Origin of the sequence: Micrococcus sp. 116 (assembly GCF_902506395.1) — a bacterium.
Lineage (GTDB): Bacteria > Actinomycetota > Actinomycetes > Actinomycetales > Micrococcaceae > Micrococcus > Micrococcus luteus.
Genome location: NZ_LR732370.1, coordinates 571557 through 597857, shown reverse-complemented (window position 1 = coordinate 597857; position 26301 = coordinate 571557). Strand labels below are relative to the sequence as shown.

Genomic DNA, 26301 nt, shown 5'->3' with positions numbered 1-26301 from the left:
TGCCAGCCAGGGGAGGCGAACCTCAGCCCGCGAGCGCCCGCCGCGCTCCCGACGGACCTCAGGTCCGGCCGACGAACCACCCGCGCAGGGTGCTCAGCCGCTTCTCCAGCTGCTCGCGGGAGGCCTGGGCCACGGCGGGGCCGCCGGAGATCTCCCGCAGGCGGTTGTGGATCACCCCGTGCGGCTGGCCGGAACGGGCCGCCCAGGCGGACACCGTCTTGGACAGCTCGGAGCGCAGCTCCTTCATCCGCCGGTGGTCCACGACGTCGGCGGGCTCGGCCGCCTGCGCACGCGGCCGGCGCTGGATCTGCTCGGCCTGCCGCTGCCGCAGCAGGGCGGAGACCTGCTCGGCGTCCAGCAGGCCCGGGATGCCGAGGAAGTCCTGCTCCTCCTCCGAGCCGACGGCGCCGCCGAGGCCGAACTCGCCGCCGTCGAAGAGCACCTTGTCGAAGCTCGCCCGGGACTCGAGGGCCTCGAACTTCTCCCGCGTCAGCGCGTCCGAGCCGCTCTCGGCCCGGTTGGCCTCCGCGATGAGGTCCTCCTCGGGGGCGTCCTCGAGGTCCTCGACCTCGACGGCGCCCTCCTTGCGGTCCAGCGCGTGGTCCCGCTCGAGCTCCATCTCGTTGGCCAGCAGCATGAGCGCGGGCACGGACGGCAGGAACACCGAGGCGGTCTCCCCACGCCGGCGGGAGCGCACGAAGCGGCCCACGGCCTGGGCGAAGAACAGGGGCGTGGATGTGGACGTGGCGTACACGCCCACGCACAGGCGGGGCACGTCCACGCCCTCGGACACCATGCGCACCGCCACCATCCACCGCTCGTCCGACGCGGCGAACTCCTCGATGCGATCCGAGGCGCCCTTGTCGTCCGAGAGGATCACGGCCGGCCGCTGGCCGGTCAGCGCCTCGAGCTGCGCGGCGTACGCGCGCGCGTCCTGGTGGTCCGTCGCGATCACGAGGCCGCCGGCGTCGGGCACGTTGCGGCGCACCTCGCTGAGCCGCCGGTCGGCCGCGCGCAGCACGGACGGGATCCACTCGCCCGCCGGGTCCAGCGCGGTGCGCCAGGCGGAGGCGGTGATGTCCTTCGTGGCGGCCTCGCCGAGCTGAGCCTCCATGACCTCGCCGGTGGAGGTCTTCCAGCGCATCTGCCCGGAGTAGGCCATGAAGATCACCGGGCGCACCACGTGGTCCCGCAGCGCCGGGCCGTAGCCGTACGTGTAGTCCGCCTTCGACCGCTCGATGCCGTCCGCACCGAGTTCGTAGCGGACGAAGGGGATGGAGGCGGTGTCCGAGCGGAACGGGGTGCCGGTCAGGGACAGACGCCGCGTGGCCGGCTCGAACGCCTCACGGATGCCCTCGCCCCAGCTCAGGGCGTCGCCTCCGTGGTGGATCTCGTCCAGGATCACCAGCGTCTTGGCGGCCTCGGTGCGGTTGCGGTGCAGGACGGGCTTGTTCGCCACCTGGGCGTACGTCAGCGCCACCCCGCGGTACTCGGCGCCGTGCCGCCCGTCGGCGTTCTTGAAGTTCGGGTCGATGGCGATGCCCACGCGCGCGGCGTTGTCCGCCCACTGGCGCTTGAGGTGGTCCGTGGGCGCGACGACGGTCAGCCGCTGCACGACGCCGGAGTCCAGGAGGATCTTGGCCACGCGCAACGCGAACGTGGTCTTGCCCGCGCCGGGGGTCGCGACCGTCAGGAAGTCCTGCGGCGCGCTCTCGAGATAGCGCTCCAGCGCCTCCTGCTGCCACTGGCGCAGCTTGGGGGCCGTCCCCCACGCCGCGCGCTCGGGCATGGCGGGGGGAAGGTCCTCGCCGATGTGGAACAGGTCGTGCTGGACGCTGCCGTCCGGGGTGCCGCTCGTCAGGGAGCGGCCGTCAGCCACGGCCGCGGCCTCCGAACCAGCCACCGCGCTTGCCGCCGCCGTCGCCGTCGCCGCCGTCCTGCGGCTCGCGCAGGCCCTCGTAGATCTCCTTGCACGTGGGGCACACGGGGAACTTGTTCGGGTCCCGGCCCGGCACCCACACCTTGCCGCACAGGGCGATCACGGGGGCACCGGTGACGGCGGACTCCGTGATCTTCTCCTTGCGGACGTAGTGGGCGAAGCGCTCGTGGTCGCCCGGCTCGATCTCCTGGCGCAGCTCCTCACGCTCGAGGACGGACGTGCCGCCGCCGGCGGGCGCGAAGGGGTCGTTCAGGTCGGGTTCGCCGGTCACACTCATGCGGGCCAGTCTAGCCGCGCCCCTCAGAAGGCGGCCACGGCCTGGTAGGTCTCGGCCTGCGCGCGGTCGTACCAGCGCGCCCCCAGGCGCACGCCCAGCCACAGCGCGACAGCGCCCCACGCGAGCCCGAGCGCCACCGTCACCCACCCCCACACGGCGGCCCCGGTGATGAGCCGGACCACGAAGGGCACCAGGAACGGCACCGCGAGCGCCAGGCTGACCAGCATCGCGGCGCCCTGGACGAGCATCGTGCGCATGGCCGCGCCCTGCGGCGTCGCGAACGGGCTGTCCCCCGGCTTCGGGACCGGGTAGACGAAGCGGGCGGAGACGAACGCGGACAGCCCGGCGGTCGTCCCGAACAGGCCGAGGGCCAGGCCCAGCATCGGCGCCAGCAGGGACCAGTCACCCGCCGCCGCCGCCACCGTCGCCGTCGTCACGAGCAGGATCATCGGCACGCCCCAGCCCGCCAGGCCCAGGACCCGGCCCCAGCGGTCGTCCACGCCCCGCACGCCCGAGACGACGTGCAGGTGGAACGCCGTGTGGTCGTAGGCGATGTCCGCGGAGATCGAGTAGGCCAGGGACCAGGCGGTGATCGGCCCGAGGACCAGCAGCAGGCCCAGTCCGGGACCCCCCTCCCCGGCCATGCCCCCGGTGAACCACAGCAGGACGGCCATGAGCGGGATGATGATGAGCCCGGCCGCGTACCGCGGGTCGGCCAGCCAGTAGCGCTGGGCGCGGGCCGCGATCGCGGTGCGCGGGCCCGTGGCCGGTCGGCCCAGCCAGCGCAGCGGCGTCGGGTCCGCTCCCGCGGCGACGCGGCGGGACCGACCGCCGCCCACGGCCACCGGCTCCACGGTGCGGCGCACGGCCAGGTGCCACAGGGCCAGGGCGGCCAGGCACCAGGCGGCCGCCACCGCGAGGTGGAGCGCGACGGCGGCGCCGCGGCCCTCGGCGGCCGCCCACGCCGCGGCGGGGCCCGCCCCGAACGGGGTCCACGCCGCGCCGCGGGCGATCTGGGGCGCGATCGCCAGGAAGTCCTCGAACGACGCGACGGCCCGCGAGAGGGCGAGGCCGCCGAGCATGAGCGGGATGAACAGCAGGACGGAGACGACGTCCCGCACCCGACGCCGGCTCGCGTAGGCGGCCAAGAGGCCGGCGAGGCCGGAGCCGATCGCCACGGCGGTCACCGCGGTGATCGCGCCCCCGGCCAGGCCCGCCGCCAGCGCGGCCGGCCGGTCCCACCAGCTGGCCCCCAGGCCCACCAGCACGGCCAGCGTGGCGAGCCCGACCGGCGTCGTGAAGGCGCTCAGGACCAGACCGGCGATGAGGGTGCGGGCCGGGACGGGGAAGAGCACGAAGCTGTGCGGGTCGAGGGTGGCGTCCACGCCCGTGACGAACGGCGGGATGACGAGCCAGGCGAGCACCACGACGGCGGCGGCCAGCACGGTCGTGGCGCCGCGGGCCTCGTCCGGCAGGGCGGGCAGGCCCGTGACGAGCAGCGTCACCGCCACGGCGGCCATGCCGAGCACGTACAGCGCGCCGAGCACGCTCATCACCAGGGTGAACGGGGACCGCCGCCACTGGTTCAGGGTCAGCGTCCAGCGCAGTCGGACGAGCGTCAGAGCCATGTCAGCCCCGCCGAGCCGTGGCGGCCGCCGACGAGGTCCACGAAGCGGTCCTCGAGGTCGCGCCCGTCCCGGACCTCCTCGAGCGTGCCGGCGGCCCGCAGCGTCCCGGCCGCGATCACGGCGACGTGGGTGCACATGCGCTGGACGAGGTCCATCACGTGGCTCGAGACGATCACGGTGCCGCCCCGCTCCACGTACGAGTGCAGGATGTCCCGGATGTTCGCGGCGGAGACCGGGTCCACGGCCTCGAACGGCTCGTCCAGGACGAGCAGGTCCGGGGCGTGGACCATGGCGGCCGCCAGGGACACCTTCTTGGTCATGCCGGCGGAGTAGTCGGCGACGAGCTTGTGGCCGGCGTCCTCCAGGTCCATCACCCGCAGCAGGTCCGTGGTCCGCTCGGCCACGGTGTCCGCGTCGAGCCCGTGCAGCAGCCCGGCGTAGGTCACGAGCTGCGCGCCCGTGAGGCGGTCGAAGGTGCGCACGCCGTCGGCGAGCACGCCGACCCGTCGCTTGGCCTCGAGGGGCTGCTCCCACACGTCGACGCCGTGGATCCAGGCGCGGCCGTGGTCCGGGCGCAGCAGCCCGGTGGCCATGGACAGGGCGGTGGTCTTGCCCGCCCCGTTGGGCCCGACCACCCCGAAGAACGATCCGGCCGGGACGTCCAGGTCCAGCGCGTCGAGCGCCAGCTTGTCCCCGAACCGCTGGGTCAGCCCGCGCGTGACGAGGGCGAGGTCCGGATCGGGGGCGTCCACCGCGCGACGACGGGCGGCGGCCGCCAGGTGGGCGGGGGCAGGCTCGGGCGCATGCGGAGTCATGCCTGGGACGTTACCCACCGTCAGGCGGACACGGCGTCCTCCTCAGGGATGAACTGTGGGTCCCTCAGAACAGCGCTGCGGCCAGCCGACGCCGCGAGGCCTGCACACGGGGATCGTCCGTGCCCACCACGGTGTAGAGGTCCACGAGGTGGGCGCGCGCCGTCTCCCGGTCGTCGCCGGGGTGGAGGGCGATGAACCGCACGAGCCGGGCGAAGGCGTCCTCCACGTGGCCACCGAGCACGTCCAGGTCGGCGACGGCGAGCTGGGCGGCGACGTCGTCCGGGCCGTCCGCGGCGGCCGCGCGCACCGCCGCAGCGTCGGCGTCACGGGCGCGCAGCATGAGGCGGGCCGCGGACAGGCCCTGCTGGGCCACGGCGTCCGCGGGGCTGTCGGCCAGCGCCGCCTCCCACGCCGAGACGGCCCCGGGCAGGTCGTCGGCGGCGAGGGCCTCGTGGGCGGCCCGGTGCAGCGGCGGCACGGGCGGGGCCTCCGCGGCCGCGGCGCCGGCGTCCTGGCGCGCCGGGGCGACCGCGGGCACGGTGCCGGCGACGCCGTTCTGACGGGCCACCTCGAGGATCTCCCCCATGAGCTGGCGCAGCGTCTCCTCCGGCACCTCCTGATTGACCAGCGGCACCGGCTGCCCCGCCACCACGGCCATGACCGCGGGGCCGGCCCCCAGGCCGAGCGCCTGCAGCACGGCGGGCTCCTTCGCCACGTCCAGACGCGCGAGCACGAGCCGTCCCGCCTGGGCGTCGACCGCGTCCGCGAACTGCCGGTAGAGCGCCTCGCTCGCCGCGTCCCCGGGCACGTGCAGGTGCAGCAGCACCGGCACCTGGGCGGAGAGCTGGACCAGCTGCTGCAGCAGACCCTGGTCGGCGTCCGCGATCACCCACGAGCCGCCGCCGGCGCCGGCGTCGGCCCCCGGCGCGGTCCGCCCGGCCGGGGCCGGGGTGCCGAGCGAGGACAGGTCGACGGCGCCGCGCAGGTGGGACGGGGCGTCGGAGGGGGGCTGGGCGGTCACGTCGGTCACGATCCTTCCGGTCCGGGTCCGCCCCGTCGCCGGCGCGAGGGGCGTTGTCACTGCGCCCCACGGTAGCCTCCCCGGCGCGGCGCGGTCAGGCCGGGGCCCTGACGTACGCTGAGCGCGTGGAGGAGAAGGAGACCGCATCCGGCCCGGACGCCGCCGGCGTCGCCGACGTCCGCGCCCCGGCCGAGCCCGAGGGCACCGAGCAGCCGCCCGTGGCCGGCATCCCCGTGGAGCCGGTCGGGGTGGCCGCCGCGCCGCCGTCGCACGGGCCGACGCCCGCCGGGCGTCGTCGACTGCCCCGCCTGGGCTCCGTCCTGCGGCGGCGCCGACCCTTCCTCGAGGAGGACCGGGTGGACCCCGAGTCGGTCCCCGTCGACGGCGCCGAGGATCCGGCGGTCGCGGCCGTGGCTGTCGAGTCCCCCGTGCTGACCGGCTTCCTGCTCGCAGTCGGCGTGGCCCTGGCCATCGGCGTCGTCTCGGTGCTGCGCACGAACGGACAGCTCATCGTGTGGATCGCCGCGGCCCTGTTCATCGCCCTGGGCCTGGATCCGCTGGTGCGCCGGGTCGAGTCCTGGGGCGCGCCCCGCTGGGTCGGCGTGCTCACGGCCGCGCTCGGCCTGGCCGCCGTGGCCGGGGCGTTCGTCGCCCTCCTGGTCCCCACGGTGATCGAGCAGTCCACGCAGCTGGTCCAGGACCTGCCGGCCATCATCGACGGGGTGATGACCGCCGAGTGGTTCGTGCAGCTCGACGAGGAGTTCCACCTCCAGGAGGCCGTTCGCGCCCAGACCGAGCGCCTCGCCGCCGACGGCGTCGCCGTCACCGACCTGTTCGGCGGGCTCCTCGGCTTCGGCCAGACCGTGCTGAACGCCGTCTTCTCGGTGCTCGTGGTGGTCGTGCTGACGCTGTACTTCCTCTCCTCCCTGCCGCACATGAAGTACTGGGCCTACCGGCTCGCACCGCGCTCGCGCCGGCCCCGGATCGAGGCGCTGTCCGAGCAGATCACCTCCTCGGTCGGCCACTACGTGATGGGCCAGTCCTTCGTGGCCGCCCTCAACGGCGCGGTGGCGTTCACGGCGCTGGCCATCGCCGGCGCCCCCTTCGCCGTCCTGCTCGCCGCGATCGCCGCCTTCATGGCGTTCATCCCGCTGGTGGGCGCCGCGATCGGCGGCACGCTGCTGACCCTCGTGAGCCTGCTGACGTCGTGGCAGACCGCCGCCGTGTTCGCGGCCATCTACTTCGTCTATCTGCAGATCGAGGCCTACGTCATCTCGCCGCGCGTCATGGCGCGCGCGGTGTCCGTGCCGGCGGCCGTGGCCGTGATCGCGGTGACCGCCGGAGGCGCGCTGCTGGGCGTCCTCGGCGCCCTCATGGCGATCCCGCTCGCCGCCGCGCTGCTGCTGCTGGTCCGCGAGGTCTTCATCCCCCGTCAGGACGCCCGGTAGGCCCACGACGGCGGCGCGGCCCGGACCGTCGCGGTCAGCGGCTCGGGCGGGTGCGCCAGCACACCGGGTGCCAGTGCCGCCGGTCCGCTCCCGCGTCCTCGTCCCCCATGATCCAGTCGGCGCGCCAGGCCACGAGGTGCGCCTGGCCCTGCCGGATCACCCGGCCGCAGCCGGGGCACGTGTAGTCCTTCACCGCGCGCCACGCGGGGATCTGCCGGACGTGCCAGCCGCCGTCGGACCCGGACTGGCGCGAGTAGCCCGCGTCCAGGCCGAGGAGCTCCTCGAGCGGGTCGGACCGCCCCGGCGACGGCCGGGACCGCCGGGAGACGCCGGAGGCCCCGCGCTCGCTCCGCCGAGGCGCGGACGAGCGGCGGGGACGGTTCGAACGGGGCATGTCCCCATGCTGACACACGAGCGGGTGGGCACGGTCCGCCTAGGATGGACCGGTGCGACTCGTCATTGCCCGCTGCTCCGTGACCTATGAGGGCCGCCTGAACGCCCACCTGCCCACCGCCACCCGCCTGCTCATGGTGAAGGCGGACGGCTCGGTGCTGGTGCACTCCGACGGCGGTTCCTACAAGCCCCTCAACTGGATGTCGCCGCCCGCGACCCTGCACGTGGAGGAGCCCTCCCCCGATCAGGCCGACCAGGGGGTGACGCAGGTCTGGCGCGTGCAGGCCAAGAAGTCCGACGACCGACTCATCGTGCTCATCGAGGAGGTCCTGGCGGACGACTCCCACGAGCTCGGCGTGGACCCCGGCCTCGTCAAGGACGGCGTGGAGGCGGATCTGCAGCGTCTGCTGGCCGAGCAGATCAGCCTGCTCGGCGACGGCCACACCCTCGTGCGCCGCGAGTACATGACGGCGATCGGCCCCGTGGACATCCTGGCCCGCGACGCCGACGGCGGCACCGTGGCGGTCGAGCTCAAGCGCCGTGGGGACATCGACGGGGTCGAGCAGCTCACCCGCTACCTCGAGCTGATGAACCGGGACCCGCTCCTGGCGCCCGTGCGCGGCGTGTTCGCGGCCCAGCAGATCAAGCCCCAGGCCCGCACCCTCGCCGAGGACCGCGGCATCCGCTGCGTCACCCTCGACTACGACGCGATGCGCGGCGTGGACGACGCCGAGTCCCGCCTGTTCTGAGGCGCCGGGCGGGCTCAGCGGCGCCAGAAGGACGACGCCGCGGACGGCCCCGCCTCGCTCCAGGCGCGCAGGGCGCCGGCGTCGTCGGGGTCGACGACGACGCGCACCGGACGTGTGCCGGCGCTCAGCTCCAGGACGGCCCGGCCGGCCTCGTCCGCCGGGAGGCGGTCGATCTGCAGGCGGCTCCGGTCCGCGCTCCAGCGCTCTCGCGAGAGGCGCCAGCCCCCGGTGAGGCGCAGGCGGGACTCGTCGTACACGCCGATCACACGCTCACGCCCCGGGCCCTCCCGCTCCAGGACCGCAGGGAAGGCGGCCGTGACACGGGCGAGGGCCCGGCGCCGCATCACCAGGGCGAGTGCCGACAGCACGATGACTGCCACCACGGTCGCCGAGGCGATGAGCACCGGGCCCTCCACCGTCAGGTCCTGCCGCGCCGCGTCAGGCCGCCGCGGCGTCGCCCAGCCGGGCGGACGTCGCGGCGATCACGACACGGTCGTGGTCCACGGAGAAGAAGCCGCCGCGGGCCTGCGCGGTGACGGTGCCGCCGTCCGTGGTCCGCACCACGACCTCGCCGTCGCCGAGGACGGCGAGCATCGGGGTGTGGCCCGGGAGGATGCCGATCTCACCGTTGACGGTGCGCGCCGACACGGCCGACGCGGCGCCCGACCAGATGGACCGCTCCTCGGAGACGATCTCGACGTTGAGCTCAGCCATGATCGATCAGCCCTCGGCCTGGATCTTGGCCCACTCGCGCTCGACGTCGTCCAGGCCGCCCACGTTGTAGAAGGCCTGCTCCGCGACGTGGTCCAGGTCGCCGTCGGCGATGGCCTTGAAGCCCTCGACGGTGTCCTTGACCGGCACGGTGGAGCCCTCGACGCCGGTGAACTGCTTGGCGGTGTAGGTGTTCTGCGAGAGGAACTGCTCGATCTTGCGGGCGCGGCCCACGGTGATCTTGTCCTCCTCGGAGAGCTCGTCCACGCCGAGGATCGCGATGATGTCCTGCAGCTCCTTGTTCTTCTGCAGGATCTGCTTCACGCGGATGGCCACGTCGTAGTGGTCCTGGCCCACGTACTGCGGGTCGAGGATGCGCGAGGTCGAGGCCAGCGGGTCCACGGCCGGGTACAGGCCACGGGACGCGAGGTCACGGGTCAGGTTGGTGGTCGCGTCCAGGTGCGCGAACACGTTGGCCGGGGCCGGGTCGGTGTAGTCGTCCGCGGGGACGTACACGGCCTGCATCGAGGTGATGGAGTGGCCGCGGGTCGAGGTGATGCGCTCCTGGAGCACGCCCATCTCGTCCGCCAGGTTCGGCTGGTAGCCCACGGCGGAGGGCATGCGGCCCAGCAGCGTGGAGACCTCGGAACCGGCCTGCGAGAAGCGGAAGATGTTGTCGATGAACAGCAGCACGTCCTGGTTCTGCACATCGCGGAAGTACTCCGCCATGGTCAGCGCGGACAGGGCCACGCGCAGACGCGTGCCCGGCGGCTCGTCCATCTGGCCGAACACGAGGGCGGTGTCCTTGAGGACGTCCGCCTCCTCCATCTCGACCCAGAGGTCGTTGCCCTCACGGGTGCGCTCGCCGACGCCGGCGAACACGGAGGTGCCGCCGAAGTTGCGGGCCACACGGGTGATCATCTCCTGGATGAGCACGGTCTTGCCCACGCCGGCGCCGCCGAACAGGCCGATCTTGCCGCCCTTGATGTAGGGGGTCAGCAGGTCGATGACCTTGATGCCGGTCTCCAGCATCTCGGTGGAGCCCTCGAGGGAGGCGAAGTTCGGGGCCGGGCGGTGGATCGGCCAGCGGTCCTCGGCCTGCAGCTGCGAGGTCGGCATGTCCAGGGTCTCGCCGAGCACGTTGAAGATGTGGCCCTTCACGGCGTCACCGACCGGCACCGAGATGGGGGCGCCGGTGTCCACGACGTCGGTGCCGCGCACCAGGCCGTCGGTGGACTGCAGGGAGATGGCGCGGACCATGTTGTCGCCGAGGTGCTGGGCGACCTCGAAGGTGACCGTGCGGCGCTGGCCGTTGAGGTCGATCTCAGTGGTCAGCGCGTTGTAGATCTCCGGCATCGCGTTGGCCGGGAACTCGGCGTCGATCACGGGGCCGATGACGCGGGACACGCGTCCGGTGGCACCGCCGGTGGGGGTCCCGGTGCCCTGGTCAGTGATGGTGGCAGTCATCTCTCTCACTTCTATCGTGTGTGGATGGCGAGTCTGGTGAGTCCCGAACGGGCTCAGGAGTTGTTGAGCGCGTCCGCGCCCGCGATGAGCTCGGTGAGCTCCTGGGTGATCTCGGCCTGACGGGCGTTGTTCATCAGGAGCGTGTAGTCCTTGATGAGGCTCGTGGCGTTGTCGCCCGCCGACTTCATGGCGCGCTGACGGTTGGCGAGCTCCGAGGCCGCCGACTGCAGCATCGCGTTGAAGATGCGCGACTCGATGTACTTGGGCAGCAGCGCGTCGAGGACCTCCTCCGCGTCCGGCTCGTACTCGTAGAGCGGCAGCACCTCCTCGGCGGTGGCGGCCTCCTCCTCGACGACCTCGAGGGGCAGCAGGCGCACCACGTGGGGGTTCTGCTTCACGAGCGAGACGAACTCGGTGAACACGACGTGGATCTCGTCCACGCCGCCGTCTGCCGTGTCCGTGAGGAACGCGTCCACGAGCACCTCGCCGATCTCGGAGGCGCGCTCGGCGACGGGGGCGTCCGTCTGGCCGGTCCACAGCTGCTTGTAGTCGCGGCCGCGGAAGTCGAAGTACGTCTGCGCCTTGCGGCCGACGACGTACACGTCCACGTCCTTGCCCTCCTCGCCGAGGCGGGTGAGGAGCTGCTCGGCCTTGCGCAGCACGTTCGCGGAGTACGCGCCGGCGAGGCCGCGATCCGAGGACATGATGAGCACGGCCGCCCGGGTCGGGTTCTCGGGCTCCGTGGTGAGGACATGATCGATGTCGTGCTGGCTCGACACGGCCGAGACGGCGCGGGTGATCGCGTTCGCGTAGGGCAGCGACGCGCTGACGCGCTCACGTGCCTTGGTGATGCGGGACGTGGCGATCAGCTCCATCGCCTTGAAGATCTTCTTCATCGACGACGTCGACGCGATCTTCTGACGGTAGACCCGGATCTGGGCTCCCATGGTGGTCCTTTCCCTGGCGGGAGGGCGGCCCGGCGTCGTCCCCGTGGGGTCCGACGCCGGACCGCTCCCTCACCGACCGGCGGTCAGCGCTTCTGCTTGGTGATCTGCTCCTGCGCGACCTGGTCCTGCTCGATCGCGCGGTGCTCCTCGTGGCCGGCCTGCACGCCGCCGTCCTCGGAGGACTGGAAGCCCTTGGAGAACTCGGCGACGGCCGACTCGAGCGCGGACACGGTGCCGTCCTCGAGCTTGCCGGTGGAGGCGATGTCGGTCAGGACGGAGGTGTGGCGACGCAGGTGGTCGATGAACTCGCGCTCGAAGCGCAGCACGTCCTGCACCGGCACCTCGTCGAGGTGGCCCTTGGAGCCGGCCCAGATGGACACGACCTGCTCCTCGACCGGGTAGGGCGAGTACTGCGGCTGCTTGAGCAGCTCCATGAGGCGCTCACCGCGGGCGAGCTGGCGGCGGGTGGCCGGGTCCAGGTCCGAGGCGAACATGGAGAACGCCTGCTGGTCGCGGTACTGCGCCAGGTCCAGCTTCAGCGTGCCGGAGACCTTCTTCATGGCCTTGACCTGGGCGGCGCCGCCCACGCGGGACACCGAGATGCCCACGTCCACGGCGGGACGCTGGTTGGCGTTGAACAGGTCCGACTGCAGGAAGATCTGGCCGTCGGTGATGGAGATGACGTTGGTCGGGATGTAGGCCGACACGTCGTTCGCCTTGGTCTCGATGATCGGCAGGCCGGTCATGGAGCCCGCGCCCATCTCGTCCGAGAGCTTGGCGCAGCGCTCGAGGAGCCGGGAGTGCAGGTAGAAGACGTCGCCCGGGTAGGCCTCGCGGCCCGGCGGGCGGCGCAGCAGCAGGGAGACGGCACGGTAGGCCTCGGCCTGCTTCGACAGGTCGTCGAAGATGATCAGCACGTGCTTGCCGCCGTACATCCAGTGCTGGCCGATGGCCGAGCCGGCGTAGGGGGCGAGGTACTTGAAGCCGGCCGGGTCGGACGCCGGGGAGGCCACGATGGTGGTGTACTCCAGGGCGCCGTGCTCCTCCAGCGTGGCGCGGACGCCGGCGATGGTGGAGGCCTTCTGGCCCACGGCCACGTAGACGCAGCGGACCTGCTTCTCGACGTCGCCCGACTCCCAGTTGGCCTTCTGGTTGAGGATCGTGTCGACGGCGATCGCGGTCTTGCCGGTCTGGCGGTCACCGATGATCAGCTGACGCTGGCCACGGCCGATCGGGATCATGGCGTCGATGGCCTTCATGCCGGTCTGCAGCGGCTCGTGGACCGACTTGCGCTCGGTCACGGTCGGCGCCTGCAGCTCGAGGGCACGGCGGCCCTCGGCCTCGATCGGGCCCAGGTCGTCGATGGGCTGGCCCAGCGGGTCCACCACGCGGCCCAGGAAGGCGTCGCCCACCGGGACGGAGAGGATCTCGCCGGTGCGCTGCACCTCCATGCCCTCGCGGATCTCCTGGAACTCGCCGAGGACGACGACACCGATCTCGCGGGTGTCGAGGTTCTGGGCCAGGCCCTGGATGCCGTTCTCGAAGCGCAGCAGCTCGTTCGCCATGACGGAGGGCAGACCCTCCACACGAGCGATGCCGTCCGCCGCGGAGATGACACGGCCGACCTCGGTGCGATCGGTGCCCGACGGTTCGTACGATGCCGCGAAATCGTTCAAGGCATTGCGGACATCGTCAGCGTTGATGGTCAATTCGGCCATCTGCAGTCCCTGCTCTCTGTGCTTGGTGATCATCGACGTGACGATGATGCTTACGTTCGTGGGTGTTCCGGATGCGGGCGGGAGCCGGCCTCAGCCGGCCATCCGCCGCTGGAGGTCGTGGAGGCGCGAGGCCATGGACCCGTCGACGACGTCGTCGCCGACCTGGACGCGGATGCCACCCACCACGTGGGGGTCCACCGTCACGTCCATGACGAGATCGCGACCGAAGGCGCGGCGCAGGCCCAAGGCCAGCCGCTCCTGCTGCTCGGCCTCGAGCGGCCGGGCCACGGTCACCTCGGCGATCCACTGGCGCTGCCGCTCGGCGACGACGTCCGCGGCCTTGCGGACGGCGGCGGACGGCTTCAGGCCGCGCGGGGCCGCGACGGCGCGCTCGACCAGCAGTCGGCCGGCCGGGCTGGCCGACTCGCCCAGGAGACGACCGGCCAGAGCGGCCCGCGCCTCGAGGGGTGCGTGCTGATCGGTGAGCGCCCGCTGCACCTCGTGCGAGTCCTCCACCGTGCGGTTGAAGGCCAGCAGCTCGCCCGAGAGGGCGGCCAGGCCCGCGTGTCCGCCGCGTGCGGCCTCCGCGGCGGCCGCGTGCGCGGCCACCGTCTCGAGGGCGTCCCCGAGATCGCGCTCCGCCGACCAGCGGCGGCCGGCCAGGTCCTTGAGGACCTGCAGTGCACCGGGGGTCACCCGGGCGCCGAACAGCGAGTCGACGAGGCCGTGACGGCGCTCGGTGGTCCAGGCGGGGTCGGTCAGGGCGCGGCGCAGGGCGCCGTGCTCGTCCACCACGTCCAGCGCGCCGAACAGCTCGCGTGCCAGGGCCACGCCGCCCTCGTCCAGCACCGGACCGACGGCCTCCAGGGAGGCGGCCAGGGAGTCCCTCGATGCGCCCGTCATCATTCGGCGACACCTGCGCTCTGGTGACGGTCCAGGTCAGCCAGGAAGCGGTCGACCACGCGCTGCGAGCGGGCGTCGTCCTCGAGGGACTCGCCCACGATCTTGCCGGCCAGGGTCGTGGCCAGCGAGCCGACCTCGCCCTTGAGCTGCGCGGCGGCCTGCTGACGATCGGCGGCGATCTGCGCCTGCGCCTGCTCGGAGATGCGCGTCGCCTCGGCGGTCGCGCGCTCGCGCGCCTCGGCCACGATCTCGGCGGCCTCGGTGCGGGCATCCTCGCGGATGCGGTTCGCCTCGGTGCGGGCGTCCGCCAGCTGCGACTCGTAGTCCGCCATCATCGCGTTCGCCTCGGCCTGGGCCTTCTCAGCCTTGGCCAGACCGCCCTCGATCGCCTCGACACGGTCCTGGTAGGACTTCTCGAGGGTCGGGACGATGAACTTGATGACGATGAACATGAGCAGGGCGAAGCCCACCACGACGACGAGGATCTCCCACGGGTTGGGGATCAGGGGGTTGGCCCCCTCAGCCGCCGCGAGGATCAGTCCGTTGCTGATCATGTTTCAACCATCCTTCGGTCAAGAGTCCTGTGGAGAGGGAGCACCGACGGTCTCACCGTGCGGGCGCTCCGTGGACGCGGCGCGTCAGGCGCCGATGACGAAGGCGAAGACGAGGCCCAGGATGGCGAGGGCCTCGGCGAGCGCGAAGCCCAGGAGGGCGATCGGCTGCAGGATGCGCTGGGCCTCCGGCTGACGGGCGACGCCGTTGATGTAGGCGGCGAAGATCAGGCCCACGCCGATGGCGGAGCCGATGGCGGCGAGGCCGTAGCCGATCATGTTGAGCGAACCGTGCAGTTCCATGGTGTTCCTTTCACGAGGCCGAGGTGTCCGGCCGGGTTGTGGAGGGTCGGCCTCCCGGGTGGTCCTCCTGCGGAGGGCCGGGAAGACTGGTGGCGGGCTCTCCCGCCGTACCGCGGCCGCCTGGGTCGTGCCCGAGGCGGCCCCGGAAGATCAGTGGTCGTTCGCGTCGATCGCGCCCTGGATGTAGATCGCGGTCAGCAGCGTGAAGACGAAGGCCTGCAGGTACATGATCAGCAGCTCGAGGAAGTACAGGGCCACCGAGCCGAGGATGACCAGGATGCCGGTGCCCTGCAGGGCCAGGCTGCCGGTCTGCGTGATCAGGTAGGCGGCGCCGGCGCCGGCGAGCATCACGATCATGTGGCCGGAGAGCATGGTGGCCATCAGACGCAGGGAGTGGGTCAGGGGGCGCACGATGAAGTTGGAGATGATCTCCAGCGGCACGAGCAGCGGCAGGATCCAGCCGGGCACACCGGAGGGCACGACGGCCAGCTTCAGGTAGCGCACGCCGTGGCGCTTGATGCCGACGCCGATCCAGATCGCGTAGACGATGAGGGCCAGGCCGTAGGCGGCGCCCGCGTGGGAGAAGGTCGGCAGCTGCAGCACCGGGATGGCGCCGAACAGGTTGTTCAGCAGCACGAAGAAGAAGATGGCGAAGAGCAGCGGGACCCACTGCTTGAAGTTCTTCTCGCCCAGGATGTCCTTCGCGATGTCGTTCCGGACGAAGGAGTAGCCGGACTCGGCGAGCCACTGGGCCTTGCCGGGCACGAGCCGGGGACGGCGCATGGCCCACGCGAAGAAGGCGGTGATGAGCACCACGGAGAGCAGGACGAGCAGCATCTGCTTGCCGAAGCCAGTGCCGTACTCCGCACCCCAGGGGAAGATCTCCGGGAGGTGACCATCAGAGATGGTGGGGGGCACGAATGATGCGTTGGCCAGCACGAGGGTCAGCACGCGGTTCCTCTCCGAAGTGATGCAGTCGACGGGACCGCAGCCTCGTCCCCGGACCACAGGCGGGCGCCGCGACATTGCGGGGGTACCGGTGCGATGCGAGACACGGATGGCGGCAGATGGGCGCCGTCGAAGTGTTCGCCGCCAACGATACCAAACGGTGACCCGTGCTCCGTACCGCAGACGGGGCCCACGACATGGCCCGCGGCTCCGTGTCTTCGCCCCTCGGGCGGGTCAATCGGCGTAGATCCCGCGGCGGGTCCGGGCGAAGACGAGGACCTCCGCGGTCTGCCAGACGAGGATCGTCACGAGGGCGGAGATCGCCGCCGCGTCCGGCCGGACCCAGTCGGGGCGGGGCAGGGCCCCCAGCAGCACCGCGAACACCGCGATCTTGAGCACGAACAGCCCCACGCTGACCGGCAGCGCCGCCTCGCGCGCCCGGTCCCAGACGAGTGCCGTCGTCACCCCGGTGAGCGCCGAGAGCGCGAGCACCGCGCCGCCGCCCAACAGGGCGCTCCCGGCTGCCTCACCGCCGGCGGAGAGCAGCCACGCGGCGCACGTGATCGCCAGGGCAGCCCCCGCCGCGGCCAGGGACCACCCGAGGATCCCCCACCAGCCACGGCGGTTCTCCCAGCGGCGCCGGCGTCGGCGACCTCCCGCCCCGGTCACGCGTCCCCCCGCTCGTCCGGGTGGGCCGCGGCGTCGTTCCGGACCGCGCGACGGCGCTCCACGAGCGGATGCAGGGTGAGGTAGCCGGCTCCGGCCAGGGCCACGGCGAGCACGGGCAGGACGATCCTGTGGTCCACGAAGTTCAGGGACACCGCGCCCCAGGCCACGAGGAACGCCCAGAGCCAGAGCAGCGCGACGGCCTGCGCCTGGGTGTAGCCGCCGTCCACGAGCTTGTGGTGCAGGTGCCCGCGGTCCGCCGAGAAGGGGCTGGTGCCCTTGGCCGTCCGCCGCAGCACGGCCAGGGCGAGGTCCGCGAGCGGCAGTGCGAGGACGGCGACGGGCAGCAGGATCGGCATGTAGGCGGGGACGTTGCGGAAGCGCATCCCGTCCAGGGCGTTCACGTCCGCGGTCACGGCGACCGCGGCCGCGGCCATCAGCAGGCCGATGAGCATGGCCCCCACCTCGCCCATGAAGATGCGGGCCGGGGCCAGGTTCCACGGCAGGAAGCCCACGCACGCGCCGACGAGCAGGGCCATGAGCAGGGTGGCGAGGTTGGCGTAGTCGAACTGGTTGATGGTCCGCGTCAGCAGATACGAGTAGACGAAGAAGGCCGAGCCGCCGATCAGCGCGACGCCCGCCGCCAGGCCGTCCAGACCGTCCACGAAGTTGATCGCGTTCATCGTCAGCACCACGGCGAACACCGTGAGGATGACCTGCGTGGTCTCGTTCCCCACCGGGATCCAGCCCACCGGCATCGCCTCGATGCGGATCCCGCCCAGGGCCACCGCGAGCCCGGCCAGCACCTGGCCGGCCATCTTCACCCACCAGCGCAGGTCCCACATGTCGTCGGCGATGCCCACGATGAGCACGACGGCGACGGCGACCAGGAGCCCGCGCATCGCGGCGTCGTCCGCGTAGATCCCCTGGAGGAACGGCACGACTCCCCCGACGGCGAATCCCACCAGCACGGCCGCGGCCATGGCCACGCCGCCCAGCTTCGGCACGGGGTGCCGGTGCACGTCTCGCTGGCGCAGCGGGGTGAACACGCGCGCGCGCAGCCCCAGCCGGCGCATGAGGGGCGTCAGGGCCCCGCAGGCGACGGCCGTGACCACGACCAGGACGAGATACGCGCGCATGGGGGCCGGTCAGGCCTCCCGGTCGGCGGGGCGCGCCGCGGCGGCGTCGTCGGCCGCGATCCGCTCGGCGGCGACCGGCGGCTCCTCGCCCTCGGCGAGCAGGTCCGGCACCACCGCGCGCAGCTCTTCCAGGGGCACGGAGCCCTGCCGGGCCACCCGGAACGGGGTGACGGTGCAGTCCACGATCGTCGAGGGATCCCGGCTCTCGCGGGGGCCGGCGTCGAGGTAGAGGGCCACGGACTCCCCCAGCATCGAGCGGGCGGCGTCGGCGGTGGTGGCGGCGTCCATGCCGGTGCGGTTCGCACTGGAGACGGCCATGGGGCCGACGGCGTAGAGCAGCTCGCGGGCCACCGCGTCGTCCGGCACGCGCAGGGCGACGGTGCCGCGGGTCTCGCCGAGGTCCCAGGTCAGCGTGGGCTGGGACTTGAGGATGAGCGTGAGGGCGCCGGGCCAGAAGCGCTCGGCGAGGGCCTCGGCCTCCTCCGGCACGTCGTACGCGAGGCCCGCCATGACGCGGCGGTCCGCGATGAGCACGGGCGGCGGCATGGTGCGGCTGCGGCCCTTGGCGGCCAGCAGCACGGCCACGGCCAGCGGGGAGAACGCGTCCGCTCCGATGCCGTAGACGGTGTCCGTGGGCAGGACCACGCAGCCGCGGTCCGCGAGGACCTCGCGGGCGCGGGCCACGGCATTCTCGAGGGCGGCCGGATCCGAGACGTCGATGAAGTCACTCACGTCGGTCATTCTTCCACCTCCGCGCCCGCCGCGGCGTCGCAGGACCGGCGCGCCGTCAGGAACCGGTCTCGTCCGGTGAGGTCCGGGTGCACGCGGACGCCCGTGAACCGGGGGTCCGCGCCGAGGGTGGCCAGGAGCGCCGGGCCCTGCGTCTCGTGGTGCTCCATGGCGAAGAGGCCGCCCGGGGCGAGCAGGTCCGCCGCCCGGTGCGCGATGGCCCGCGGGACCCGCAGCCCGGGCGCGTCCCCGCCGTAGAGCGCCCGCGCCGGGTCCAGTCGGGCCTCGGGCTGGGCGGGCACCTCGGCCTCGGGCACATAGGGCGGGTTGCTCACGACGACGTCCACGCGGCCCTCGAGGTCGGGGCATGCGACAAGGGCATCGCCTTGTCGCAGGTCGATCCCGCGCGGGGCGAGGTTCCGCCGGGCCCAGTCGGCCGCCGTCGGGTCGAGCTCGACGGCGGTGACGGCGAGCGCGCGTCCCCGCGCCTCGCCCCACGCCGCGACGGCCGCGGCGATCGCGCCGGAGCCGGTGCACAGGTCCACCACGACGCCCGCCGCCGGCCGCGCGGCCAGGTCGGCCACGACGGTCTCCACGAGCAGCTCGGTCTCCGGCCGCGGGATGAAGACGCCCGGGCCGACCGCCAGGTCGAGCCCGTGGAAGTGCGCGACGCCGGTCAGGTGCTGGACGGGCTCGCGGGCGGCGCGGCGTCCGACGAGCGCCTCGAACGCCGCCGCCTGCGCGGGCTCGGCCACGGCCCCGGCGAACACCCGGGCCAGCAGCGCGCCGCGGTCGAGGCCGAGCACGTGGGCCAGCAGCAGCTCGGCGTCCACGCGCGGCGAGTCGATGCCCACCGCGGCCAGGCGGGCGGCGGCGTCGCGCAGCAGCGCGGACCAGGCCGGTGCGCTCACGCGTCCCCGCCCAGCGCGGCGAGCCGCCGCTCCTCGTCGAGGGCGAGGCAGGAGGCGATCACGGCCTCGAGGTCGCCGTCGAGGACCGCGTCGAGGTTGTGCGCCTTGTAGCCGGTGCGGTGGTCCGCGATCCGGTTCTCCGGGAAGTTGTAGGTGCGGATGCGTTCCGAGCGGTCCATGGTGCGCACCTGCGCGGCGCGCGCCGCGGAGTCCTCGGCGTCCTGCTCCGCCCGCTGCCGCTCGAGCAGCCGCGACCGCAGCACGCGCAGCGCGGCCTCGCGGTTCTGGATCTGGGACTTCTCGTTCTGCATGGAGACGACGATCCCCGTGGGCAGGTGCGTCAGGCGCACCGCGGAGTCGGTCGTGTTGACGGACTGGCCGCCCGGCCCGGAGGAGCGGAACACGTCCACCTTGAGGTCGTTCGGATCGAGGTGGACCTCGTCCGGGGCGTCCACCTCGGGCAGCACGAGCACGCCGGCGGCGGAGGTGTGGATGCGGCCCTGGGACTCGGTGACGGGCACGCGCTGCACGCGGTGCACGCCGCCCTCGAACTTGAGCCGGGCGTAGACGCCGTCGGCCGGGTCGGCCGCGCTCCCCCGCACCGCCACATGGACGTCCTTGTAGCCGCCCAGGTCGGAGTGCGTGGCGGAGAGGACCTCCGTCTTCCAGCCCCGGGACTCGGCGTAGCGCAGGTACATGCGCAACAGGTCGCCGGCGAACAGGGCCGCCTCCTCGCCGCCCTCGCCGCCCTTGATCTCGAGGATCACGTCGCGGGCGTCGTCGGGGTCGCGCGGGATCAGCAGCCGGCGCAGCCGTTCGGCGGCCTCCGCCTCGGCCGCCTCCAGACCGGGCACCTCGGCCGCGAAGGCCGCCGCGTCGTCGTCGCCGGCCGCGGCCAGCTCCCGCGCGTCGGCCAGCTCCTCCGCGGCCGCCGACCAGGCGCGGTGGGCCGTCACCACGGCGCCGAGCTCGGCGAACCGCCGGTTCAGCCGCCGGGCGAGCGCCGGGTCCTGGTGCACCGCCGGGTCGGACAGGCGCGCCGTCAGCTCGCGATGCTCCGCCAGGAGCCGATCCACGGCCTCGCGCCGCTGGTCCGAATCGAACACGTGCGTGCCTCTCCTCCTCCGGCCTCAGCGGGCCGGGCTGTCCGACGTGGACGGCCCCGCCCCGTCCGGCGGAGACGAGCTCCCCCGGGCGGGACGGGGCCGTGCGACGGGACGGTCAGTCGTCGCCCTTGGACCCCAGCGTGGTCTTGGAGACCAGCATGAGGAACTCGGCGTTGGACGCGGTGTCCTTGATCTTGTTGGTGAGCAGGTCGAGGGCCTGCTGCTGCTCGAGGCCGGAGAGCACCCGGCGCAGCTTCCACATGATCTTGACCTCCTCCTGCGAGAGCAGGGCCTCCTCGCGGCGGGTGCCGGACGCGTTGACGTCCACCGCCGGGAAGATGCGGCGCTCCGCGAGGTGACGGGACAGGCGCAGCTCCATGTTGCCGGTGCCCTTGAACTCCTCGAAGATCACCTCGTCCATGCGCGAGCCGGTCTCGACCAGCGCGGTGGCCAGGATGGTCAGCGAGCCGCCGTTCTCGATGTTGCGGGCGGCGCCGAAGAACTTCTTCGGCGGGTACAGCGCCGAGGAGTCCACACCGCCGGAGAGGATGCGGCCCGAGGCCGGGGCGGCCAGGTTGTAGGCGCGGCCCAGGCGAGTCATGGAGTCGAGCAGCACGACGACGTCGCGGCCCATCTCCACGAGGCGCTTGGCACGCTCGATGGCCAGCTCGGCGAGGGTGGTGTGGTCGTCCGCCGGGCGGTCGAACGTGGAGGCGATGACCTCGCCGTCCACCGACCGCTGCATGTCGGTGACCTCCTCGGGGCGCTCGTCCACGAGCACCATCATGAGGTGGACCTCGGGGTTGTTCGTCTTGATCGCGTTGGCGATCGACTGCAGGATCATCGTCTTGCCGGCCTTGGGCGGGGAGACGATGAGGCCGCGCTGGCCCTTGCCGATGGGGCTGACCAGATCGATCACGCGGGGGCCGATCAGCTTGGGATCGGTCTCCAGGCGCAGGCGCTCCTGCGGGTACAGCGGCACGAGCTTGCCGAACTCCACGCGCTGCGGGTGCTCGACGGCGGGCTGACCGTTGACCGAGGAGATCTTCACCAGGGCGTTGAACTTCTGACGGTTGGAGCCGCCGCCGTGGTGCTGCTGCTTCTCACCGTCGCGCGGGGCGCGGATCGCGCCGACGACGGCGTCGCCCTTGCGCAGACCGTACTTCTTCACCATGGCCAGGGAGACGTAGACGTCGTTCGGGCCCGGCAGGTAGCCGGAGGTGCGGACGAACGCGTAGTTGTCCAGCACGTCGAGGATGCCGGCCACGGGCTGCAGGACGTCGTCCTCGGTCAGCTCGGTCTCGTCGACCTCGGGGCCGCCGCGGCCACGACGGTTGCGGCCGCGCTCGTTGCGGTTGCGACGGTTGCGGCGGTTGCGGCCGCCCTCGTCGTCGCGGTCGTCGCGGCGGCTGCGGTCCCCGCGTCCGCCGTCGCCCCGGCCGCCGTCCTCGGACTTGTCGCCGCGCTGCTCGCGCGAGCCGTCGCGGCCGTTCTCACGGTCCCGGTTGTTCTCGCGGCCGTTCTCACGGTCCCGGTTGTTCTCGCGGCCGTTCTCGCGGTCGCGGCCGTTCTCGCGGTCCCGCCCGTTGCGGCCGCGGCCGTTCTCGCGCCCGTTGTCGTCACGGTCCTCCCGGTCGCCGCGGCGGTCCGCGTCGGCGCCGTCCTCGCCCTTGGCGCCGTCGGAGCGACGGTCCTGACCCTGCTGGGCGTCGTCGTCGCCGGCGCGGCGGCGGCCGCGGGAGCGGCGCTCGGACTGCGGGCGGTCCTCGCCCTCGTCGCGGGTCTCGGACCCCCCGGACCGATCCTGGTCCGAGGCGGTCTCCCGGGGGGCCTGCTCGGTCTGGGCCTCGCGGGCCTCGGCCTGGGGCTGCCCGTCCTGGGCGGCGGCCGGAGCGGAGGTGTCGGCGTCGGCGCGGCGCGAGCGGCGGCGGGCCGGGCGCTCGGCGGCCGGGGCGGCGTCCTCGGAGGACGCGGCCGCCGGGACGGCCTCGGCGGCGGGGGCCGCGGGGGCCTGGGCCGCGCGCTCGGCGGCGTCGCGGTCCGCCACGGAGCCGCCGCGCTGGTGGTCGGAGATCGCGGTCACCAGGTCGGCCTTGCGCATGCGTGAGCCGCCGGCGATGCCGAGCTGGGAGGCCAGGGCCTGGAGCTGGGCGAGCTTGAGCGAGGCCAGGCCACCGCCGTTCGTCGGCGTGGTCTGTTCCGTGGATTCGGTCACGAAGGTTCCTTCTCCCTCGAATGCGGCCCGGCGGCGCGTGGCGCGTCGGGCTGCGGTGTGCATCCGGTCGGGCCGCGCAGCGGCGCCCCAGAAAACCGGGTTTCATGGTGTGAACTCATCAGTGGCGCCTCCCCTGATCGTGCGCAGTCGCTGCGTGACGGGGCGGAGGCGTCCGGACTCGACCGAGCCGGAGGGGGTCCCGCTCACCGGCCGTGCGCAGCACGGGATGGATCGCGGCGGGGTTCCGGCCGACGGCGCACGGTGCGTCCGGCCGTCACAGGCCCGGGCACCAGAGACCCGGGCCGCGCGAGGCGGTGGGGTCAGCCGTGGTGGAGTGATTCCACCCTAACACCGTCCACGGCCACGGACGGCACCAGCACGCGCCAGGCGGCCGCCCCGTCCGCCGTCAGAGCACGCGCCGCCTCCGCGGCGTGTTCAGCCGCCTGGACGCCGTCGCACAGCGCGAGCACCGTGGGGCCCGCGCCGGAGACGACGGCGGCATGGCCGCGCTCACGCAGCCCCGCGACGAGCGCGGCGCTGTCCGGCATGGCCACGGCGCGCGGCTCCTGGTGCAGCCAGTCGCGCGTGGCGGCCGGCAGCAGCGTGGGGTCCTCCGCCAGGGCGTGGACGAGCAGCGCGGCACGGCCGGCCTGGGCAGCCGCCACGGCGTGGGGCACCTCGGCGGGCAGCACGCCCCGGGCGACGTGGGTGGACAGCTCGGTGTCCGGGATCGCGACCACCGGCACCACGCGCTCGTGCAGCCGCAGCCGCGCCGTGGCCGGGCCGGGGACGTCGTCACGGATCCAGGAGACGGTGGCCCCACCCACGAGTGCGGGGGCGACGTTGTCCGGGTGCCCCTCGAAGCGGGTGGCCGCCTCGAGCAGGTCCGCGGGCGCCCGGCGCAGGGCGGCCGGCAGCAGGGCCTCGGCCGCGGCGTAGGCCGCGACGACGGCGGCCGCGGACGAGCCGAGCCCGCGGGCGTGCGGGATCCGGTTCACGGCGCGCAGGTGCAGCCCCGGCGCGGTGAACCCGCGGTCCCGCAGGTGCTCGTGCGCCAGGCGCAGGATCAGGTGCGCGCCGTCCCGCGGCAGGGTGGCCTCCCCCTCCCCCTCGACCTCCGCGACGTCAGGGCCCGCCACGACCGTGAGCGTCACCTCGTCGCGCAGCTCCAGGGCCAGGCCCATCGAGTCGAAGCCGGGGCCGAGGTTGGCGGAGGTGGCGGGGACGGAGACGGACGCGGCGGTCCCGGGCGCCAGCGGCTGCGGTGCGGCCATGGCTCAGCTCAGGCCGAGGGCCTGGGCGACGGTGACCACGTCGAACGGCACCGAGCGCGGGGTCACGTCGGCGCCGTCGGCGCCGCGCAGGGCCCACTGCGGGTCCTTGAGGCCGTGGCCGGTGACGGTGATGACCCAGCTCTTGCCGGCCGGCACGTTCCCGGCGGCGTGGTGCTTGAGCAGCCCGGCGACGCCGGCGGCGGAGGCGGGCTCGACGAACACGCCCTCCTTCGCGGAGAGCCAGCGATGGGCCTCGAGGATCTCCTCGTCCGTGACGGAGTCGATCATCCCGCCGGACTCGTCGCGGGCGGCCTCGGCCTGCTCCCACGAGGCCGGGTTGCCGATCCGGATGGCGGTGGCGATCGTGTCCGGGTCGGTCACGGGGTGGCCCTGGACGATCGGGGCGGCGCCCGCGGCCTGGAAGCCCCACATCACGGGGGTCTTCGTGGCCACCGCGGGCAGCTCGGCGTCCGAGGCGCCCTCGTGCGGGTTCACGTAGGGGGCGGCGTACTCGCGGTAGCCCTTCCAGTACGCGGTGATGTTGCCCGCGTTGCCCACGGGCAGCAGGTGGTAGTCCGGGGCGTCGCCGAGGGTGTCCACGACCTCGAACGCGCCGGTCTTCTGCCCCTCGATGCGGGCCGGGTTGACGGAGTTCACGAGGAACACGGGGTAGTTCTCGGCCAGCTTGCGGGCCACCTCGAGGCAGTCGTCGAAGTTGCCCTGCACCTGGAGGATCTCCGCGCCGTGGGCCACGGCCTGGGACATCTTGCCCATCGAGATCTTCCCCTCGGGCACGAGCACGGCGCACGTGATCCCGGCCTGCGCGGCGTAGGCCGCCGCCGAGGCGGACGTGTTGCCGGTGGACGCGCAGACGACGGCCTTCGCGCCGTCAGCGACGGCGGCGGTGATCGCCATGGTCATGCCGCGGTCCTTGAAGGAGCCGGTCGGGTTCATGCCCTCGAACTTCACGTGCACGGTGCCCTGCACCAGCTCGGAGAGGTGGGGGGCGTGGATGAGCGGGGTGCCGCCCTCGCCGAGGGTGATCACGCGCGTGTCCTCGGTGACGGGCAGGCGGTCGGCGTACTCGCGGACGACGCCGCGCCACTGGTGGGCCATGGGTCAGTTCCCTTCGACTCGGAGGACGGACGCGACCTCGTGGACGACGTCCAGGGCGGCGAGCGCCCCGACGGTGGCGTCGAGGTCGCGCTGCCGCGCACGGTGGGTGATCAGCCGCAGGGACGCGCCGGGGGCGTCCTCGCGCTCAGATGGGACCTGACGCAGCGTCTCGATGGAGACGCCGTGCTCCTCGAACACCCCGGCGACGCGGCGCAGCACACCGGGCTGGTCCGCCGCGCGCAGCACGACCATGAAGGAGGTGTGGGCCTCGGCCGGGTCCAGGGCGGGCAGGGCGGTGACGGGGGTGCGCAGGCGCGCCGGGCCGCCGCGCACGATGCGCTGGGCGATCGAGACGACGTCGCCCATCACCGCGGAGGCGGTGGGGGCGCCGCCGGCGCCGGGACCGTAGAACATGAGCTCGCCGGCGTTGTCGGCCTCCACGAAGACGGCGTTGAACGCCCCGCGCACGGAGGCCAGCGGGTGCTCCCGCGGCAGCAGGGTGGGGTGCACGCGCAGGACCGCGCCCTCGGCGCCGTCGGCGGCGCGGCCGCGCTCGGCGATCGCCAGCAGCTTGATGACGTAGCCCGCCTCCGCGGCGGCGGCGTTGTCCTCGGCCGTGATCGCGGTGATGCCCGCGACGGCCACCTGGTCCAGGGTGTACGGCGCCCCGAACGCGATGGTCGCCAGGATCGCGGCCTTCGCGGCGGCGTCGTGGCCCTCGACGTCGGCGGTCGGGTCGGCCTCGGCGTAGCCGAGCCGCTGGGCCTCGGCGAGGGCGTCGTCGAAGTCCGCCCCCTCGGAGTCCATCCGGTCGAGGATGAAGTTGGTGGTGCCGTTGGCGATGCCCATCACGCGGGTGACGCGGTCGCCGCCCAGGGAGTCGCGCAGCGGGCGCAGGATCGGGATGGCGCCGGCGACGGCGGCCTCGAAGCTGAGCTGCGCGCCGGTGGCGGCGGCCGCGGCGTACAGCTCCTCGCCGTGCTGGGCCAGCAGCGCCTTGTTGCCCGTCACCACGGACGTGCCGGCGGCCAGGGCGCGCAGGATCAGGGTGCGGGCCGGCTCGATGCCGCCCATCAGCTCGATGACGACGTCCGCGCCGTCCACGAGCGCCTCGGCGTCGGTCGTGTAGAGCGCCGGGCCCGCCTGCCAGTCGCGCGTCGCGCCCGTGTCCCGCACCGCGATGCCCGTGAGCTCGAGGTCGGCGCCCACGCGGTCCCGCAGGATGTCGGCGTCCTCGGTGAGGATCCGGGCGGTCTGGGACCCCACGGTCCCGCCGCCCAGTAGGGCGACCTTGAGTGCGGTGGGGGCGTCGGTGTGCTGGGGCATG

At 73.4% G+C, this 26301-nt stretch carries 26 protein-coding genes; 2 read left to right on the top strand and 24 right to left on the bottom strand.

The genetic code is table 11. The annotated features are described in order from the left end of the window. Nucleotides 1–58: 58 nt before the first annotated feature. The 5 genes from CITRIK5_RS02810 to CITRIK5_RS02790 form a co-directional block, all read right to left on the bottom strand. Nucleotides 59–1879, bottom strand: a complete 1821-nt coding sequence (locus tag CITRIK5_RS02810) for a DEAD/DEAH box helicase (RefSeq protein ID WP_159833051.1) — start codon at nt 1877–1879, stop codon at nt 59–61. Beyond that, complete coding sequence (locus CITRIK5_RS02805) at nt 1872–2216, bottom strand: DUF3039 domain-containing protein (protein ID WP_010079007.1); 345 nt, start codon at nt 2214–2216, stop codon at nt 1872–1874. Before CITRIK5_RS02805 ends, CITRIK5_RS02810 begins: the two co-directional genes overlap by 8 nt. Nucleotides 2217–2239: 23 nt before the next feature. Further along, nucleotides 2240–3844 carry a Tat (twin-arginine translocation) pathway signal sequence gene (locus CITRIK5_RS02800; RefSeq protein ID WP_159833049.1) on the bottom strand — a complete coding sequence of 535 codons (1605 nt, stop codon included), beginning with the start codon at nt 3842–3844 and terminating at the stop codon, nt 2240–2242. Beyond that, nucleotides 3835–4659, bottom strand: coding sequence for an ABC transporter ATP-binding protein (locus tag CITRIK5_RS02795; RefSeq protein ID WP_159833047.1), 825 nt, complete (start codon nt 4657–4659; stop codon nt 3835–3837). Before CITRIK5_RS02795 ends, CITRIK5_RS02800 begins: the two co-directional genes overlap by 10 nt. A gap of 64 nt (nt 4660–4723) precedes the next feature. Beyond that, on the bottom strand, nt 4724–5680 hold the full coding sequence (locus CITRIK5_RS02790) for a co-chaperone YbbN (protein WP_236557131.1): 957 nt from the start codon (nt 5678–5680) through the stop codon (nt 4724–4726). A 125-nt stretch (nt 5681–5805) separates the two neighbouring features. Between CITRIK5_RS02790 and CITRIK5_RS02785 the strand changes: the two genes are divergently transcribed. Next, nucleotides 5806–7128, top strand: coding sequence for an AI-2E family transporter (locus tag CITRIK5_RS02785; protein ID WP_159833043.1), 1323 nt, complete (start codon nt 5806–5808; stop codon nt 7126–7128). 34 nt (nt 7129–7162) lie between these two features. Here the strand turns inward: CITRIK5_RS02785 and CITRIK5_RS02780 are convergent, their stop codons facing one another. Further along, nucleotides 7163–7522: a hypothetical protein gene (locus CITRIK5_RS02780; protein ID WP_036382177.1), complete on the bottom strand. Its 360-nt coding sequence runs from the start codon at nt 7520–7522 to the stop codon at nt 7163–7165. A 52-nt stretch (nt 7523–7574) separates the two neighbouring features. Between CITRIK5_RS02780 and nucS the strand changes: the two genes are divergently transcribed. After that, nucleotides 7575–8270: an endonuclease NucS gene (gene nucS, locus CITRIK5_RS02775; RefSeq protein ID WP_002857250.1), complete on the top strand. Its 696-nt coding sequence runs from the start codon at nt 7575–7577 to the stop codon at nt 8268–8270. 14 nt (nt 8271–8284) lie between these two features. On the opposite strand, the gene CITRIK5_RS02770 is transcribed toward nucS, so the two are convergent. The 18 genes from CITRIK5_RS02770 to CITRIK5_RS02685 form a co-directional block, all read right to left on the bottom strand. After that, nucleotides 8285–8674 carry a DUF2550 family protein gene (locus CITRIK5_RS02770; RefSeq protein WP_230259842.1) on the bottom strand — a complete coding sequence of 130 codons (390 nt, stop codon included), beginning with the start codon at nt 8672–8674 and terminating at the stop codon, nt 8285–8287. 34 nt (nt 8675–8708) lie between these two features. Further along, on the bottom strand, nt 8709–8984 hold the full coding sequence (locus tag CITRIK5_RS02765; protein ID WP_036313044.1) for a F0F1 ATP synthase subunit epsilon: 276 nt from the start codon (nt 8982–8984) through the stop codon (nt 8709–8711). A gap of 6 nt (nt 8985–8990) precedes the next feature. Beyond that, the gene (atpD, locus tag CITRIK5_RS02760) at nt 8991–10448 is read right to left on the bottom strand and encodes a F0F1 ATP synthase subunit beta (protein ID WP_070708778.1); all 1458 of its coding nucleotides are present in this window, start codon (nt 10446–10448) and stop codon (nt 8991–8993) included. A gap of 53 nt (nt 10449–10501) precedes the next feature. Beyond that, nucleotides 10502–11395 carry a F0F1 ATP synthase subunit gamma gene (locus tag CITRIK5_RS02755; protein ID WP_049161482.1) on the bottom strand — a complete coding sequence of 298 codons (894 nt, stop codon included), beginning with the start codon at nt 11393–11395 and terminating at the stop codon, nt 10502–10504. An 83-nt stretch (nt 11396–11478) separates the two neighbouring features. After that, nucleotides 11479–13113 (bottom strand): F0F1 ATP synthase subunit alpha, encoded by a 1635-nt coding sequence (gene atpA, locus CITRIK5_RS02750; RefSeq protein ID WP_036334989.1) that lies wholly within the window; start codon nt 13111–13113, stop codon nt 11479–11481. Nucleotides 13114–13203: 90 nt separating this feature from the next. Continuing rightward, on the bottom strand, nt 13204–14019 hold the full coding sequence (locus CITRIK5_RS02745; RefSeq protein ID WP_159833041.1) for a F0F1 ATP synthase subunit delta: 816 nt from the start codon (nt 14017–14019) through the stop codon (nt 13204–13206). After that, nucleotides 14016–14570: a F0F1 ATP synthase subunit B gene (locus CITRIK5_RS02740; RefSeq protein ID WP_159833039.1), complete on the bottom strand. Its 555-nt coding sequence runs from the start codon at nt 14568–14570 to the stop codon at nt 14016–14018. The genes CITRIK5_RS02745 and CITRIK5_RS02740 overlap by 4 nt, the downstream gene beginning before the upstream one ends. An 84-nt stretch (nt 14571–14654) precedes the next feature. Further along, on the bottom strand, nt 14655–14870 hold the full coding sequence (locus CITRIK5_RS02735) for an ATP synthase subunit C (protein WP_002857264.1): 216 nt from the start codon (nt 14868–14870) through the stop codon (nt 14655–14657). A gap of 150 nt (nt 14871–15020) precedes the next feature. Further along, nucleotides 15021–15821, bottom strand: a complete 801-nt coding sequence (gene atpB, locus CITRIK5_RS02730; RefSeq protein WP_002857266.1) for a F0F1 ATP synthase subunit A — start codon at nt 15819–15821, stop codon at nt 15021–15023. 231 nt (nt 15822–16052) lie between these two features. Beyond that, a complete protein-coding gene (locus CITRIK5_RS02725) occupies nt 16053–16487 on the bottom strand; it encodes a hypothetical protein (protein WP_101967161.1) in 435 nt (144 codons plus the stop codon). Continuing rightward, entirely contained in the window at nt 16484–17623 is a 1140-nt protein-coding gene (locus CITRIK5_RS02720; RefSeq protein ID WP_159833037.1) for an MraY family glycosyltransferase, read from the bottom strand. Before CITRIK5_RS02720 ends, CITRIK5_RS02725 begins: the two co-directional genes overlap by 4 nt. Nucleotides 17624–17632: 9 nt before the next feature. Beyond that, nucleotides 17633–18364: an L-threonylcarbamoyladenylate synthase gene (locus CITRIK5_RS02715; RefSeq protein ID WP_049161492.1), complete on the bottom strand. Its 732-nt coding sequence runs from the start codon at nt 18362–18364 to the stop codon at nt 17633–17635. Then, the gene (prmC, locus tag CITRIK5_RS02710; protein ID WP_159833035.1) at nt 18361–19263 is read right to left on the bottom strand and encodes a peptide chain release factor N(5)-glutamine methyltransferase; all 903 of its coding nucleotides are present in this window, start codon (nt 19261–19263) and stop codon (nt 18361–18363) included. The genes CITRIK5_RS02715 and prmC overlap by 4 nt, the downstream gene beginning before the upstream one ends. Further along, nucleotides 19260–20369, bottom strand: coding sequence for a peptide chain release factor 1 (gene prfA / locus CITRIK5_RS02705; RefSeq protein ID WP_044659208.1), 1110 nt, complete (start codon nt 20367–20369; stop codon nt 19260–19262). The genes prmC and prfA overlap by 4 nt, the downstream gene beginning before the upstream one ends. A gap of 115 nt (nt 20370–20484) precedes the next feature. Next, nucleotides 20485–22584: a transcription termination factor Rho gene (gene rho / locus CITRIK5_RS02700; protein WP_159833033.1), complete on the bottom strand. Its 2100-nt coding sequence runs from the start codon at nt 22582–22584 to the stop codon at nt 20485–20487. A gap of 320 nt (nt 22585–22904) precedes the next feature. Beyond that, the gene (gene thrB / locus CITRIK5_RS02695; protein ID WP_101967155.1) at nt 22905–23858 is read right to left on the bottom strand and encodes a homoserine kinase; all 954 of its coding nucleotides are present in this window, start codon (nt 23856–23858) and stop codon (nt 22905–22907) included. A 3-nt stretch (nt 23859–23861) separates the two neighbouring features. Beyond that, complete coding sequence (thrC, locus tag CITRIK5_RS02690) at nt 23862–24974, bottom strand: threonine synthase (protein WP_036313078.1); 1113 nt, start codon at nt 24972–24974, stop codon at nt 23862–23864. 3 nt (nt 24975–24977) lie between these two features. Continuing rightward, nucleotides 24978–26300, bottom strand: a complete 1323-nt coding sequence (locus CITRIK5_RS02685) for a homoserine dehydrogenase (RefSeq protein ID WP_101967154.1) — start codon at nt 26298–26300, stop codon at nt 24978–24980. Between the last annotated feature and the right edge of the window lies 1 nt (nt 26301).